This window comes from Microbacterium sp. WCS2018Hpa-9, assembly GCF_031843745.1.
GTDB lineage: Bacteria > Actinomycetota > Actinomycetes > Actinomycetales > Microbacteriaceae > Microbacterium.
The window spans coordinates 147,591-162,786 of record NZ_JAVTIY010000003.1 but is presented as its reverse complement, the minus strand read 5'-3'; the positions used below and the strand labels follow the sequence as shown (position 1 = coordinate 162,786).

The window sequence follows — 15,196 nt, the reverse complement described above, 5'->3', positions numbered from 1 at the left end:
TCCTCCGCACCATCACAGATCAACCCTCCCCGACGCGGGCCCGCGAGCGGCGTGCAGGAAGTACCCAAAGAAACGGGGGCATGTGCGTGATGCACATGCCCCCGTTTCTTCCCTCCGCTTCGATCTACACGCCCATGAGGAGCTTCGCGATCCGAGGTTGGGCGTTCACCCCGATCCAGGCTGGCTCCGCCCCCTCGTCCCCCACACGATAGAGCGCCGCGCGGCGGTCGGGGTTCTCCATCTCGAGCGACGTGACCGCACCCATGCGGAGGGTTCCGACCACCTGAAGTTTCCGCCCGGCGATCTCGGTCCAGAAGTATGGCAAGGGCGCAGCTTGAGGTTCGCTCCCGCTGATGTTCTCTGCGAGTCGTGTGCCGTGTTGTCGTGCTTCCGCCCAGCTCTCGGTGCGGCACAGCGCACCGTCGAGCCCTCGGAAACTGATCGCGTCGCCGATCCCGAAGACGTTCGGGAGGGCGGTGCCATCCGCGATGACGCGCCCTTCATCGTCGACGACCAGCGCCCCTCCGGTGAGGAGCCCACTCTCCCGCAACCATTCGACTGCCGGCCTCGCACCGACTGCGCTGATCAGAACGTCTCCGCAGAGCTCGGCGCCGTCTGCAAGCTCGACCACCCATCCACCTTCTACGGCGCTGATGCGCGAGATGTCGGCCTCCCAGTGACAGTCAATCCCCGCCTCGCTGAGCCACCTTGAGGTTTCCTCTTTCAAGTGGCCGGCGAGCAGTCGCTCGAGTGGACCGGATGCGCGATCGAGCAGCGACACGCGAGAGCCGCGCGCGGCCAGGGACGACGCGAGCTCGACGCCGATCGCACCTGCCCCGATGACCACCACCGACTCCCCTGCCGACGTCCTCGCTCGGAGGCTCCTGGCGTCAGCGGCGCTGCGCAGCACAGTCGTCTCCTCCGGCTCGATCGGCAGACGCACCGGTAGAGCCCCTGTGGCGAGGACGAGTCGACCGAAGGGTACGACCTCCTCGGTGCCGTCCGGATGCTCGACCGTGACGGTCGCTCCGACGGCATCGACGCCGGTCGCCCGCCCTCGGGTGAGCTCCACGTCAAGATCGGTCCAGTCGACGGCGATGTCCTCAACCTCGCCGTCGATCAGGTAGTGCTTCGACAGCGGTGGTCGGTCGTAAGGAGCATCCGGGTCGCTGTCGATCACCCTCACCGGATCAGTCCAGGAAAGCTCACGGAGCCGTTCGATGAAGGCGGTCGTCGCGACCGAAGCCCCGACGACCACGAGAGGCCCCGTCACGATGCTCCCGACTCCACTAGCTTGATAGCGCGCTCAGGGCAGTTGCGGATGGCTTTACGGACGTTCTCCTCTTCGTAGGAGCCTTCGCGCCCCTCAATCACGTGCCCGTATCCTTCGTCATCGATGTAGAACGTCTCCGGTGCCAACATGTAACACCGGGCATGCCCCTGACAGCGCGCTGGATCGACCCATACCTCAGTCATCACTCACCTCCGGTCAGTCGCAGGCGAAGGGGACCGACGCCATGCCAGGGTGCATCTTCAGCGAGTTCGAACTCCGGAATCGTCGCGAGGAAATGCTGCATCGAGATGTTCACTTCCTTGCGCCCGAGATTGGAACCCAGACAACGGTGGATGCCCCCACCGAACGCCAGATGGCGATTGTTCTCCCGCGTGATGTCGATCTCGTTCGGGTTCTCATAGGTCTCCGGGTCGCGGTTGCCCGCTCCGAAGACGAGGATCGCCCGCTCGCCCGCCTTGATCTCCTGCCCGCGAACGGTCGTGTCGCGCAAGGCAGTCCGCGCCATAGCCTGAACCGGAGACAGGGTGCGGAGGAACTCCTCTGTCGCATCGGGTATGCGCTCCGGCTCCCGACGCAACAGCGCCTGTGCTTCCTTGTTCCCCGCGAGATACCACAGCGACGAACGGATCGCCCACGCCGTGGTATCCAGCCCCGCGAGGAAGAGCAGGTAGCCGTAGGAGGTGAGCTCGTCATCGGTGAGAGGGCGACCGTCGATGGTCGCCCGAAGCAGTTCTCCGCTGATGCCCTGCAACTCGGTTCCCGAACGGCCGTCATCGATAAGTCGCTGCACGTAGGCGATCAGGTCGTTCGACGCCGCGGCCGCTGTCTCCGGAGACACCGTGCGCTCGTAGATGATGTCGTCGACCCACTGATCGAAGAGCGGCCAATCCGCTTCCGGATACCCCGCGAGCCGACTGAAGATGATCGTCGGGTACGGTCGCGCGAACGCCGAGGAGACATCGACCACACCGTCTGACTGGAACGCTGCATTCACCTGGTTCGAGAGCTCGACCGCGGTGGCATGCATCCCCGGCTCCAGCTTCGCGATCGCCATCGGGGTGAACATCGGAAGCAGCAGCTTTCGGAACCCCCCATGGGTGGGAGGATCGATATCGATCGGGATGAGCGGCATGTCGGTGCCGAACGAGGGGAGGAGCATCGACGGGCCAACCGACCACGTCTCCGGATCCTGCTCGGCGTCGAAGATGTCATCGCTCTTGGAGATGTACCAGAAGCCGCCGTACTTGGAGCTGTGTCCCACCGGCTTCGCCTCGTGCATCTTCGCGTATTCGTCGAAGATGGTGTCGAGAGCCTTCCCGTGGAAGTCGAACTCGGCGAGGGTTTCGTTGTCAGACATGAGCCGGTTTCCTTTCCCTGCACACGCTGGCGCGGCGAACCAGGTCGTCGAAGAGCGCGTGATTGTTGATCGATGTGCGGAACAGATGTTCTGGATGCCACTGCACCGCGACGAGGTCGGCCGTCGGATCCTCGACGGCTTCGACCACCTCACCGGCGCGGGCTGTCACGACGAGGCCTGCACCCAGGCGGTCGATGGCCTGGTGATGGTAGCTGTTGACGCCCATTGATGTGCCGCCCACAATCTGGGCCAATCGTGACCCCTGCTCGATCTCCACGTCGTGATCCGCCTCATCGGAGGCGCGCGACTGCCAGTGCCCGTCGAGGTGCTGAACGAGCGTGCCCCCGCGCAAGACGTTGACCAGCTGAAGGCCACGGCAGATGGCCAGGATCGGGATTCCGCGCTCCTGCGCTTCGCGCACGAGCGCGGTTTCGAAACGATCTCGGATCGGGCTGATGCCGTAAGCGGCGTCAGCCGCCTCCTGCCCGTACATCTCAGGCGACAGGTCTCCCCCTCCCGTGAGCATGAGACCGTCGAAGCCGTCGAGAAGGTCCTCAGGAATGACCTCGGTCGCGGGAAGGAGTGCAGGCCGCCCACCGGCCGAGACGATCGCCTCGGAGTAGTTGAGCACCTGCAGGGTCGAGTCCCGCGGGCCGAAGGCCGACGGCTGAGAACTCCGGTCTGCGGTGACGGCGATGAGAGGACGAGACATCAGTAGATCGTCCAACCACCGTCGACAAACAGCGTCGTTCCCGTTACCCAGCTCGCGTCATCCGAGGCGAGGAAGGCTACACCGTTTGCCACATCCTCCGGCTTGCCGATACGTCCCATCGGAGTGCGCTCGAGAAGCCAGTTGCGCACCTCTTCGTTCCCCAGAGTCTCGGCGGTGAACGGCGTCTCGATGAATCCGGGAGCGACCGCGTTCACGCGGATTCCCGATGAGGCAGCCTCGACAGCAAGAGCACGCGTCAGCTGAAGCAGGGCACCCTTGGACGCGTTGTAGTGGATCTGAGGATGTCCGCTCGAAGAGATCACGATATGCGCCTCGACGGACGTGATGTTCACGATCGCACGGGTGTGATCCGCGTCGCCCGCCTTCAGCAGCGGGTACGCCTCACGGGAGACGATGAACGGGCCAGTCGAGTTGACGGCGAAGACCTGATCCCATTCCGCGACCGAGAGATCTTCGAACGTGCCGAACTTTACGATACCGGCGTTGTTGACGAGGACGTCCAGACGACCGAACTCCTCACCGATCTTCGCGAACCCTGCCCTCACGCTGACCTCATCGGCGACGTTCGCCTGGATGTTGATGACGTCGTCCCTGCCCCCGAACACCTTTTCGAGCGCGTCCAGGTTGAGGTCGATGGCGGCGAGCTTCGCGCCGTCCGCCAAGAGCTTCTCCGCGATCGCACGTCCATTACCGCTGGCGGCGCCGGTGACTGCGGCGAAACGTCCTTCAAGTCGGTTTCCCATGATTCTACTTTTCTGCTTTCTTTCGAGAACGGTGGTGTGGGATGGATCTAGATGTGCTCGAGGTAGCGCGCCGTCTCCCACTCGGTGACGGTCTTCTGGAACTGTCGTACTTCCCACCTGCGCGTTTCGGCGAAGTGCTGCACGAAGTCCTCCCCGAAGTACTCCTTCGCGAGCGCGCTCTCAGCGAAGACCTCCGTGGCGGCTTCCAGAGAATGCGGCAGTCGCGGCGACGCGTCGTCGTCCTGCTCGTACGCATTGCCGGTGACGGCCGGAGGCGGAGTCAACTTCCGTTCGATCCCGCTGAGCCCGGCAGCGACGTTCGCCGCGAGAACCAGATACGGATTGGCGTCGGCACCCGGGACCCTGTTCTCCACACGCGCCGCCGGTCCGGCAGACGGGATGCTGCGAATGGCGACCGTCCGGTTGTCGAGACCCCACGTGGCGCTCGAGCCGGCCCACTGACCGCCCTCAACGCGCTTGTACGAGTTGATCGTCGGAAGGTAAAGCGCCGTGAAGTCTCTGGCGCCGGCTACAAGTCCGGCGAGATACGCCTGACCGATCTCGCTCAGCTCGATGGGGTTCTCCGGATTGGCGAAGAGTGCATCACCATCCTCGACACTGACGAGGCTCTGATGCACATGTCCCGATGAGCCGGCCTGATCCGGCCGAATCTTCGCCATGAACGACGCAGTCAGTCCGTGAGCTGCCGCGATCTCTTTGACCGTATGCTTCAGGATCAGCGCACTGTCCGCGGCCCGCAACGTATCGCCGTAGTGGATGTTCACCTCGAACTGTCCTGCGCCATGTTCGCTGTTGCTCGCCTCGATGAAGACGCCCTGCTCCGCCAGGCGATCGCGAATGAGTCCGATCACATACTCAGTGCCGGAATCGCGATACATGTTGTAGGTGTGGTTCCCGCTCGAGATCGGCTCGAGATCGCGCCAGCCACGACGCGCAAGCTCCCGCGGCGTTCCCTCGAAGAGATAGAACTCGAACTCGTAGGCGCACACCGGTTCATAGCCGAGTGACTTGGCCCGGTCGAGCACCCGCCGGAGCACGCCTCGTGGAGACAATGCCAGCGGCGTTCCATCGGGCTGGTAGATGTCACAGATCACCGACGCCACTCCCGGCTCCCCGGGAACCGTACGGAGCGTCGTGAGATCCGGGCGGAGGTTCACGTCGGGATATCCGCTGTGCCAGCCGGTGAACGTCAGGTTCGGGATACTCGCGTCCTGGATATCCCATCCGAAGAGAATGTTGCAGATATTCGTGCCTGCCTGGAACGCTGACTCCACGAAGTACTGCGCCGACAAGCGCTTCCCTCGCCACAGACCGTCGATGTCGGGCGCACCGATCTTGATCACCTTGATCCCGTGCTCGGCGACGAACTCTTCGACGTAGCGTTTCGGATCCTCGATCAGAACCTCATCGTTCATGTGCCCTGCCTTTCAGCTGTGTCTTGTGACGTGAATGAATCTCTAGAGCGTGCAGCGAGACTATATTTGCTCGGGAATCGCCGTCATGTGCATGACGCACATGGTTTCACTGCCTGCGGTGCAACGCGTACCGATCACTCGGTCGCTTGCTTCGACGCGTCGACGCGAAGCAGTGCGTGGCCACATCCACCTCACCGCTTAGCGCGACGCAACACGTGTGCGTGAAGCACATCCCTCTCGACATCACCGTGCCGCGCGCACCTCTGCCCGGGGGATGCGCCGCGCATGATCTCGGGAGACGACACTGCGCTCGATGCGGTGCCGTGCGCCCACAGCTCGGTGGCAGACCTGCCGCAGAGTCGACCTCCGGGTGCAGCGCTGCGCCTGCGCATCGTCAGACCACGAACAACACCAAGAAAGCAGGACGAGATGATCGTCGGTGTCCCCACGGAAATCAAGAACAACGAGAATCGGATCGCGGTGACACCAGCGGGGGTCGCCGAATTCGTCGACCACGGCCACTTCGTCATCGTGCAATCCGGCGCAGGATTGGGAAGCGCCTTCTCCGACGACGAGTACGAGCAGGCGGGGGCGACGCTCGCCGCTGACCCCTCGGCCGTCTGGGCCGCTGCCGACATGATTCTCAAGGTCAAGGAGCCGATCGGCAGCGAGTACCCCCTGATGCGGGACGGGCAGATCCTCTTCACCTATCTGCATCTCGCAGCGGACGCACCCCTGACACAGGCTCTGCTGAACAGCAGGACGACGGCGATCGCCTACGAGACGGTGCAGCTGCCTGATCGCAGCCTGCCCCTCCTCTCTCCCATGTCAGAGGTCGCAGGGCGCTTGTCTGCCCAGGTCGGCGCGAACCAGCTGATGCGCACCCAAGGCGGTCGAGGTCTTCTTCTGGGTGGAGTGCCCGGCACCCCCAAGGGCAAGGTCGTCGTTATCGGCGGTGGCGTCGCCGGCGAGCACGCCGCAGCGATGGCGGTCGGGCTCGGGGCTGAGGTCACGATTCTCGACGTGAACCTCTCCCGGCTCCGTGCCCTCGAAGCGCGTTTTGATGGTCGAGTCACGACTCTTCGCTCCAATCCCTACACGATCGCAGAGAACCTCGCGGATGCCGATCTCGTCATCGGGTCGGTTCTCATCCCGGGCGCAGCCGCCCCCAAGCTGGTCACCGACGCCATGGTCGCGCGCATGCGGCCCGGATCGGTCCTCGTCGACATCGCCATCGATCAGGGCGGTTGCTTCGAAGGGTCACGTCCGACGACTCACGATAACCCCACCTTCCCGGTACATGACGCCATCTACTACTGCGTGGCGAACATGCCCGGAGCGGTTCCGCGCACGTCGACGATCTCGCTCACGAATGCCACCCTGCCGTATGCAGTCGCTCTGGCCGACCGAGGTTGGCACGAGGCGGTGCGGGCCGATGCGGCACTCGCCAAGGGGCTCAGCACCCACGCGGGTCACCTCACGAATGCCTTCGTGGGCGAAGCTCTCGGCATGGCAACGACCACTCTCGAGGCGGCACTCGCGGCCTGAACCGCCGGGGATGAGCCCTAGGCGTTCGCAGAAGTCCGTTACCGCTGCGTTACCGAAACCGAGACTCCAGGCATGACGAAGGCCCCGCATCCCAGTGTTTCCAGGGGATGCGGGGCCTTCGTGGTGGCGGTGACGGTGGGATTTGAACCCACGGTAGGGGGTTACCCTACACAACTTTTCGAGAGTTGCACCTTCGGCCGCTCGGACACGTCACCGCGGACTAGCTTACGACAACCCGCGCCACGGCGCGAATCGAGTAGGCAGCAGAGTATCGACGCGGCGTTTTCTCCGGTCGCGCTCCCTGCGGCAATCGAGCCGCTGGTTAGGATGGCCTAAGGCATCGGCACGGAGGGGACGCAATGGGTTTCATCACGTCAGAGGCGCTGGCAGAGACCGGCTACGTCGTCCTCGACGACCACGACCAGGCATCCGACCCTGCCGAGTGGCTCGAACTCGAGTACATCGGCTGGCGCTCGTCGGGCGTCACGCGCTTCGCTCCGCTCGCGAGCTACGCCGGCGCGATCGAGTGCAACGGGTTCTGGAACCAGACCCCTCCCCGCACCGACAAGGATGGCGTGTGGATCGAGTCGCAGGTCGCGATCGCCCCGACCCTGCAGCGCCGCGCCCTCGAGCCCGGTGCCGGAGTCGGCCGCTGCCGCGTCATCGAACTGCAGCCCAACGAGTACGCGGATGCCGTCTACAACCTGCACCAGGACGACAACAACCGTCTCAACGAAGACGGCACCGGCTGGGTCGTGCGCGGCTACTACAACCTGTCGGACGACACCGACTCGCTGCTGCTCCTGCGCTCCGATCGCTTCGACCCGGCGACCGAGATCCGCCTGCCGCTGCGCGAGGGCTCGCGCATCATCGTCGACACCCAGCGCTTCTGGCACGCGGTCTGGCACCGCGGCACGACCCCGCGCTACGCCCTGATCACGTCATGGACGTCTGGCCCCGAGCTCGACGCCTACATCGAGGCCCACCACGGCGACCCGCACCCGCCGACCGTCGACCTCGACCCGCAGCTCGTCGACGACGCGCAGGTCGAACTGCACCGACGCATCGAAGAACGCCGCCGAGTCTTCGAAGCCCAGGGCATCGTCATGGAACCCCGCGCCGACCTCAACGTCTGAGCCGGAGTCTTCTCCCCGTCTGACCCGGGGACTGTCCACCGGCATCCGTGCCTGCGTCCTGCAGACGGAGAGTGTGCACGGAGAGCTTCGCCGCTTCAGCGAGCACACCTTCGGACGCCAGGCCCGACACACCGCACGGGACGACGGATGCCACGGCGCGGCGCGCCCATCATCCGAAGTTGTGCCCGCGGGCCGACCTCATGGACGGGGAAGACGGCCCCCACTCATCCCGAGACGGTGCGCCCCTCTTCGAGCCGCACGACCCTGTCGACCGTCCCGGCCGGCGGGGCAACGTGCGAGATCAGCAGCACGGACTGCTCCCCCGCCGCCTGGAGCAGATCACGCAGCAGGGCATCGGACGCCTCGGGGTCGACCCCCGCGGTCGGCTCGTCGAGCACGAGCACCGGGAAGCCCCGCAGCAGAGCCCGGGCCAGGGCGATGCGCTGCGCCTGACCACCCGACACGAGGCCGCCTCGGTCGCCGACCCGCGCATCGAGCCCCCCACGCTCGCGCACCCACGCCCCCAGGCCGACCCGGTCGAGCACGGCGAGAAGTTCCTCATCGCTCGCCGAGTCGCGCGCGAACAGCAGGTTCTGCCGGATGTCCTCATCGAACAGCTGCGGGCTCTGCTCGCACAGCCCGATCGTGCGTCGCAACGCGGAGCCAGAGAGAGCCGCAGCATCCATGCCTCCGACGGAATATTCGCCTTCGACCCGAAGGAATCCGACGAGCGCCGCAGCCAGCGAGCTCTTGCCCGCACCGCTCGGCCCCGCCACGAGCACCCGTTCGCCCGGATGCAGGTCGAGATCCACTCCGCGCAGCGCGGGCGCCCCGCCGGGCCACCATGCCCTCACACCCCGCAGCCGCAGCGCCGGAACGCCGACGATCTCGGCATCCTCGCCGTCATCCGACCGCAGCTCGTCCGGCACTTCGGACGGCAGCACATCGACGATGCGCTCGGCGCTCGAACGCACACTGCGCCAGGATGCTGCAGCGATCGGCACCGCACCGAAGACCTCGAACACCACCATGGGCACGAGCACGGCGACCGCGAGCCAGGGCCCGTCGATCGCGCCGGTCTGGAGGCCCGGGGCCGCAACCGCCACTGCCCACACGGATGCAGCCCCGGCGACGGCCGACACGACCCCGGCCGCGATGGCCTGCGCCAGGGAGGCCGTGCTCACGGCGCGGCGCAGCTCGGCATCCGCCACCCGCACTCGCTCGCGCGCCTGCGACTCGGCTCCATAGACCAGCAGCACGTCGAGCGAACCGAAGTAGTCGGTGAGTGCGGCCGACAGGTCTCCGCGGCGACTCGACACGGCTGCCTCGGCCCTCGACCCGAACAACCAGCCGAGACCGACGGCTGCAGCCGCGGCGATCACCAGGCACGCCGCGAGGGTGAGTGAAGCCGGCACCGACACGAACGCGAGGAACCCCACCGCGCCGAGGGCCACGAGCCCCGACACGGTGAGCGGCTGCACGACGCGCAGCGGCAGGTTCTGCAGGTTCTCGACGTCGTCGACCAGGGCCGAGAGCACCCGGCCGTGGTCGGTGCGGCCGAGTCCCGCTGGCGACAGCGGAGTCAGCCGCCGCACCATGTCGGCGCGGGTCGAGGCGAGCTGGCGCAGGGCCGCATCGTGTCCGCTCAGCCGCTCCAGGTAGCGCGTCACCGCCCGCGACACCGCGAAGAACCGTACGCCCACCACCGCGATCGACAGTGGCACGAGCGAGTCGACGATCGACGCGCTGACGATCAGCCAACCGCTGACGGCGAGCAGGCTCACCGCGGCACCCGCCGAGAGGAAGCCCCAGATCAGGCCGGGGAGGAAGCGACGCACGGGCGGCTGAGCCAGACGAAGGATGCCGCGGATGCGCGCGGAGTCGGTGCTCATACGCTCACCCCCAGCTCGACGACGCGGTCGGCGATGGCCCTGGCCGAGCGGCGGTGCGAGACGAGGATGACGGTGGCACCGGCATCCGCCCGTGCCCGCAGCGACGCCCAGAGCCGCTCCTCGGTGTCGGGGTCCAGCGCACTGGACGGCTCGTCGAGCGCCAGCACCGCGTCGGGCCGACCGGCCTGCCGATACAGCGCCCGCGCAACTGCGACCCGCTGCGCCTGTCCGCCCGAGAGCCCGCTGCCCTGCACTCCGAGCTCGAGCGCGGGGTCGAGGTCGTTCGCGCAAGCGTCATCGAGCGCCCGGCGGATGCCGTCGGCATCCGGGGCCTGATCGCCCAGCGCCACATTCGCGGCGATCGTGCCGCGGCTCAGCTGCGGCCGCTGTCCGCTCCAGGCCAGCCACTCCGATGGCGCGAGCTGGCGCACGTCGACGCCGCCGACCACGGCCGAGCCCTCGAACTCTACCGCGCCGCGCAGCGCCGCGAGCAGACTCGACTTGCCCGCGCCGCTGGGCCCCTCGATCAGGGTGACGGTTCCGGGCTCCGCCGTGAACGAGACAGGCGGCAGATCGCGCACCCGCAGGTCGGTGACGACGAGGCCACGGGCTCCTGCCGTTCGCAATTCAGCATGGACGTCATCAGAATCGCTCGCCACGCCGCCAGACGGCGCCGACCCGGCACTCCTTGCTGAGTCGTGAACGACTCCGGCCCGAGCCCCGGCCGCATCCAGCACCTCGAACACGTCCTCGGTCGCCGCAACCCCCTCAGACGCTGCATGGAACTGCACACCGACCTGTCGGATCGGCAGGAAGGCCTCGGGGGCGAGCAGCAGCACGAACAGCCCGACCTCGAGCGACAGGTCGCCAGACAGCAGGCGGAATCCGACTGCCACCGCGATCAGCGCCACGGCGAGCGACGCCAGCAGCTCCATCGCGAAGCCCGACAGGAACGAGAACCGCAGCACCTTCATGGTCTCGCGGCGGTACTCATCGGCGGTGTGCTCGATCTGCGCAGCGGCGCGGCGCTCGCGCCCGAACAGCCGCAGCGTCGACAGCCCCTGCACCGTGTCGGCGAACCGGGCGGCAAGCCGCTGCAGCGTCTGCCACTGCGTGCGCTGCACGGTGCGGGTGGCGATGCCGATGAGGATCAGGAAGAGTGGGATCAGCGGCAGCGTGATGACCGCGGTGAGTCCGCTCGGCCAGTCCTGCCACCACATCACCGCGACCAGCACCGGCGTCGCGATGACCGTGAGCACGAGCTGCGGGATGTATCGGGCGAAGTACGCGTCGAGCGCCTCGAGTCCGTGCCCCGCCGTCACGGCGAGACCGGCCTGATTGCGCCGCGCGAGCCAGCCCGGTCCGAGCCGACCGACTGCGGCGATCAGCGCGGCGCGCAACTGCATCCCGGTCTTCGCCGCAGCTCGGGTTCCGGCGGCATCCGAGGCCGCGATCAGCACGCCCCGCAACGCCGCCAGTCCGAGCAGCCACAGCAGGGATGCCGTGACGTCACGCCCGGCGAGCACGCCGGTGACGGCATCCGTCAGCATCCATGCGAACGCGACCGTGACCGCCGTCTGCACGACGCCGATCACGCCCGACAGCAGCAGGAACCCGCGCGCGGCGCTCGCATACCGCAGCAGGCGGATGTCGACCGGTTTCATGCCTCAGCTCCGCTCGAGTCAGGGCGCACACGATGCCCCGATCTGCACAGCGAATCGGTGAGAAGGTGTGCAGGCCGGGGCAGGGTGTGCGTTGCGGGCGGTCTCACGCGTGCGCCGGAGCCCCCTCGATCGAGCTGCGGGTGACCCGCTTGCGGAAGATCCAGTACGTCCACGTCTGGTACGCGAGCACCAGGGGCAGGGCGATCAGGGCGGTCCAGCTCATGATGGTCAGCGTATACGGCGTGCTCGACGCGTTCTCGATCGTGAGGCTGAAGGCCGGGTCGATGGTCGACGGCATCACGTAGGGGAACAGCGCTGCGAACAGCATCACGACAGCGGATGCCACGGTCACAGCGCCCGCCGTGAACGCCCGCCCGTCGCGTCCGCGCATCGAGAAGAGCACTGACGCCACGAGCGCGAGTGCCGCGACGAGACCGCATCCGACGACCATCAGCAGCAGTGGAGCGTCACGCCCCCAGGCGATGCCGATGGTCCAGATCACCGTGCCCGCGGCGGCGAGCACCGTAGGGCCCGCTGCGAGCTTCACCAGGCGACGGGCGTCGGTGTGCACCTGGCCGTCGGTCTTGAGTGAGACGAACAGCACACCGTGCAGGAAGAACAGCAGCAGCGTCGTGACGCCGACCAGCAGCGCATACGGGTTCAGCAGGGCGAAGAAGCCGCCGACGTAGATGTGGTTCTCGTTGATGGCCACCCCCTGCACGATGTTGCCGAAGGCGACGCCCCAGAGCAGCGCGGGCACGGCCGAGCCGATCACGATCATCCGGTCGAAGCCGCGCTTCCACTTCGCCGACTCGCGCTGGTGCCGGTACTCGAACGACACGCCTCGCAGGATGAGCGCGAGCAGGATCAGGAGCAGCGGCAGGTAGAAGCCGCTGAACAGCGTCGCGTACCACTCGGGGAACGACGCGAACAGGCAGGCGCCCGCGACGATGACCCAGGTCTCGTTGAGATCCCAGATCGGTCCGATCGTGTTGATGACCTGGCGACGAGAGACGTCGTTCTTGCCGAGGAACGGCAGCGACATGCCCACGCCGAAGTCGAACCCGTCGAGCACGAAGTAGCCGACGAAGAGGAAGGCGACGATCCAGAACCACATGTATTCCATGACTGATCCCTTTCTCAGTACACGACCGACGGCAGCTGGGCCGTCTCCTCGTGGGGCTGCTCTTCGGTGTCGGGGCCCTTCTGGGCCGCCTTGATGATGAGGCGGATCTCGACCACGGCGAGCGCGGCGTAGATAGCGGTGAACGCGATCAGCGAGATGAGCACCTCGAGTCCGCTGACGCCTGGCGAGACGCCGTCTTGCGTGGTCATCAGACCGAACACGATCCAGGGCTGTCTGCCCATCTCGGTGAAGACCCAGCCCATGATGTTGGCGACGAGGGCGAGCGGGAACGACCAGATCGCGAGCTTCCACATCCACGGCGCCGGCGGGTTCTTGGCGCCCTTGCGAGTGACCCAGAGACCGACCACGGCGACGAGGGCTGCGGCCATGCCGAGGCCGATCATCCAGCGGAACGCCCAGTACGTGACCCAGAGGATCGGGGCGAACTCGGTGAGGCCGGTGTCGGCGAAGGTCGTGGCGTACTCGGCGTTGAGGTCGTTGATGCCGTGCACGCAGGCGTCGAACGTGTGCGTCGACAGCAGTGACAGCAGGTAGGGCACGCGGATCGAGAACAGCTCGGAGCTGCCGTCGGGGGTGCCGAGGGTGAACAGGCTGAACGAGGCATCGGGCCCGCACACCGTGTTGAACGTCGCTTCGGCGGCGGCCATCTTCATGGGCTGCGCGGCGTACATCGCGAGGCCCAGCTGGTCACCGGTGAGCACGACGCCGGCGGTCGACACGATCATCGCCCACAGCCCGAACTTCAGCGAGATGCGCATGGTGTCGAAGTGCTGGCCGCGTGCCAGGTGCCAGGCCGAGACCGAGATCACGACGCCGGCGGCGAACATCAGCGCACCGAAGATCGTGTGCGGGAAGGCGGCGAGCGCGACGGGGTTCGTCAGCAGCGCCCAGAAGTCGGTGAGCTCGGCGCGGTTGGTCTCGGGGTTGAAGACGTAGCCGACCGGGTTCTGCATGAAGGCGTTCGCGGCGATGATGAAGTACGCCGAGAGGATGCTGCCGATAGAGACGCACCAGATGGTCGCGAGGTGCAGCTTCTGCGGGAGCTTGTCCCAGCCGAAGATCCACAGGCCGATGAACGTCGCCTCGAAGAAGAACGCGAGAAGGCCCTCGAAGGCCAGCGGAGCGCCGAAGACGTCACCGACGAAGCGGGAGTAGTCCGACCAGTTCATGCCGAACTGGAACTCCTGCACGATGCCCGTGACCACGCCCATGGCGAAGTTGATCAGGAAGATCTTGCCGAAGAAGCGCGTGAGGTGCAGGTACTGCACCTTGCCGGTGCGCACCCACGCGGTCTGGAAGATCGCGGCGACGAGCGCCATGCCGATCGTCAGCGGCACGAACAGGTAGTGGTAGACGGTCGTCAGACCGAACTGCCATCGAGACAGGACCAGCGGGTCTAGCCATTCCATGAGCCACTCCTTCTTCCGTGCCCTTGTTCTTCTGTGCGCCGGGTGCCACGCTAACGACGGATCCGCCGCCCCCGATGGGCCGCCGACCGTGAATAAGACAGATGCTCGCCTAGGCGGCGGTCATCTCCGTCAGGCGCAGCTGCACGGTGCAATCCGCCGGAAGGGCGGAGGTGCGCACGGCCTCGGCAGCGAGCGGCCCACCGGCTTCGGTGAGCACCCCCTGCATGAGGCCGAGGTGCACTGAGCACAGCATCGGACGGTCTTCTGCGCGACCCGCGGCGTGCGGGCACGGGCTGAGATCGACGGTGAGCTGCTCGTCATCGACGACGGGCTCGAAGCCGCTCTCCTCCAAGTGTTCGATCAGCGCATCCAGCTGGTAGGTGGCGTCGCGACCCAGAGCGGATGCCGACGCAGGATGCACGCGACGCAGCAGGTCACCGCGGACGGCGGCCGCCTTCGCCTTGTTGCGGGCGATGGGACTGGAGGCATCCGCCGCGCCCGTGACGGCGCTGTACAGCGTGCGCGGGCGACCGCGGGTGGTGCGGTGCTCGCTGGCCTGGATGACGTAGCCACCCTCGATCAGGCGCTGCAGGTGCTCTCGCACCGTGTTGGGGTGCAGTCCCGTGGCGTCGCAGAGTGCGTCGATCGTGAGCTCCCCGCGCGCCGGCGCGGTGTCGTTCTGCCCCGAGCCGCCCTCGAACAGCGCGTGCAGAATCCGCACTCGCGAGAAGGTCGAGATCGGCCCGCAGACGGGCCCGCCGTTGGCCATGACTCCAGTATTCCGTGGCGGCTGGGCGACATCGAGGGGTTGGGCCGTGAATAATGCCCGAACCGATA

General features: G+C 66.6%; 13 protein-coding genes and 1 tRNA gene. 2 read left to right on the top strand and 12 right to left on the bottom strand.

Features of this window, described 5'->3' with window-relative positions:
- Nucleotides 1–124: 124 nt before the first annotated feature.
- The 6 genes from RQG82_RS07445 to RQG82_RS07420 are packed head-to-tail and all read right to left on the bottom strand — an operon-like array spanning nucleotide 125 to nucleotide 5,563.
- Nucleotides 125–1,273 (bottom strand): NAD(P)/FAD-dependent oxidoreductase, encoded by a 1,149-nt coding sequence (locus tag RQG82_RS07445; RefSeq protein ID WP_311258466.1) that lies wholly within the window; start codon nucleotides 1,271–1,273, stop codon nucleotides 125–127.
- Nucleotides 1,270–1,476, bottom strand: coding sequence for a ferredoxin (locus RQG82_RS07440; protein ID WP_311258465.1), 207 nt, complete (start codon nucleotides 1,474–1,476; stop codon nucleotides 1,270–1,272). The genes RQG82_RS07445 and RQG82_RS07440 overlap by 4 nt, the downstream gene beginning before the upstream one ends.
- Nucleotides 1,476–2,651, bottom strand: a complete 1,176-nt coding sequence (locus tag RQG82_RS07435; protein ID WP_311258464.1) for a cytochrome P450 — start codon at nucleotides 2,649–2,651, stop codon at nucleotides 1,476–1,478. The genes RQG82_RS07440 and RQG82_RS07435 overlap by 1 nt, the downstream gene beginning before the upstream one ends.
- Complete coding sequence (locus tag RQG82_RS07430; RefSeq protein ID WP_311258463.1) at nucleotides 2,644–3,363, bottom strand: gamma-glutamyl-gamma-aminobutyrate hydrolase family protein; 720 nt, start codon at nucleotides 3,361–3,363, stop codon at nucleotides 2,644–2,646. The genes RQG82_RS07435 and RQG82_RS07430 overlap by 8 nt, the downstream gene beginning before the upstream one ends.
- The gene (locus tag RQG82_RS07425; protein ID WP_311258462.1) at nucleotides 3,363–4,127 is read right to left on the bottom strand and encodes an SDR family NAD(P)-dependent oxidoreductase; all 765 of its coding nucleotides are present in this window, start codon (nucleotides 4,125–4,127) and stop codon (nucleotides 3,363–3,365) included. The genes RQG82_RS07430 and RQG82_RS07425 overlap by 1 nt, the downstream gene beginning before the upstream one ends.
- Nucleotides 4,128–4,174: 47 nt before the next feature.
- Nucleotides 4,175–5,563 carry a glutamine synthetase family protein gene (locus tag RQG82_RS07420; protein WP_311258461.1) on the bottom strand — a complete coding sequence of 463 codons (1,389 nt, stop codon included), beginning with the start codon at nucleotides 5,561–5,563 and terminating at the stop codon, nucleotides 4,175–4,177.
- Nucleotides 5,564–5,992: 429 nt separating this feature from the next.
- Here RQG82_RS07420 and ald point away from each other — a divergent pair, with 429 nt between their 5' ends.
- Complete coding sequence (ald, locus tag RQG82_RS07415) at nucleotides 5,993–7,111, top strand: alanine dehydrogenase (protein ID WP_311258460.1); 1,119 nt, start codon at nucleotides 5,993–5,995, stop codon at nucleotides 7,109–7,111.
- Between the two features lie 124 nt (nucleotides 7,112–7,235).
- Here the strand turns inward: ald and RQG82_RS07410 are convergent.
- Nucleotides 7,236–7,326: transfer RNA gene (locus RQG82_RS07410), tRNA-Ser, on the bottom strand.
- A 144-nt stretch (nucleotides 7,327–7,470) separates the two neighbouring features.
- Between RQG82_RS07410 and RQG82_RS07405 the strand changes: the two genes are divergently transcribed.
- Nucleotides 7,471–8,247, top strand: a complete 777-nt coding sequence (locus RQG82_RS07405) for a hypothetical protein (RefSeq protein ID WP_311258459.1) — start codon at nucleotides 7,471–7,473, stop codon at nucleotides 8,245–8,247.
- A 224-nt stretch (nucleotides 8,248–8,471) separates the two neighbouring features.
- Here the strand turns inward: RQG82_RS07405 and cydC are convergent, their stop codons facing one another.
- The 5 genes from cydC to RQG82_RS07380 all read right to left on the bottom strand — a co-directional run bounded on the left by cydC (nucleotide 8,472) and on the right by RQG82_RS07380 (nucleotide 15,128).
- Nucleotides 8,472–10,139, bottom strand: coding sequence for a thiol reductant ABC exporter subunit CydC (cydC, locus tag RQG82_RS07400; protein ID WP_311258458.1), 1,668 nt, complete (start codon nucleotides 10,137–10,139; stop codon nucleotides 8,472–8,474).
- Nucleotides 10,136–11,803, bottom strand: coding sequence for a thiol reductant ABC exporter subunit CydD (gene cydD, locus RQG82_RS07395; RefSeq protein ID WP_311258457.1), 1,668 nt, complete (start codon nucleotides 11,801–11,803; stop codon nucleotides 10,136–10,138). The genes cydC and cydD overlap by 4 nt, the downstream gene beginning before the upstream one ends.
- A 103-nt stretch (nucleotides 11,804–11,906) precedes the next feature.
- Nucleotides 11,907–12,929: a cytochrome d ubiquinol oxidase subunit II gene (gene cydB, locus RQG82_RS07390; RefSeq protein WP_311258456.1), complete on the bottom strand. Its 1,023-nt coding sequence runs from the start codon at nucleotides 12,927–12,929 to the stop codon at nucleotides 11,907–11,909.
- A 14-nt stretch (nucleotides 12,930–12,943) separates the two neighbouring features.
- The gene (locus RQG82_RS07385; protein WP_311258455.1) at nucleotides 12,944–14,359 is read right to left on the bottom strand and encodes a cytochrome ubiquinol oxidase subunit I; all 1,416 of its coding nucleotides are present in this window, start codon (nucleotides 14,357–14,359) and stop codon (nucleotides 12,944–12,946) included.
- A gap of 109 nt (nucleotides 14,360–14,468) precedes the next feature.
- Nucleotides 14,469–15,128, bottom strand: a complete 660-nt coding sequence (locus tag RQG82_RS07380; RefSeq protein WP_311258454.1) for a helix-turn-helix domain-containing protein — start codon at nucleotides 15,126–15,128, stop codon at nucleotides 14,469–14,471.
- Nucleotides 15,129–15,196 lie beyond the last annotated feature (68 nt).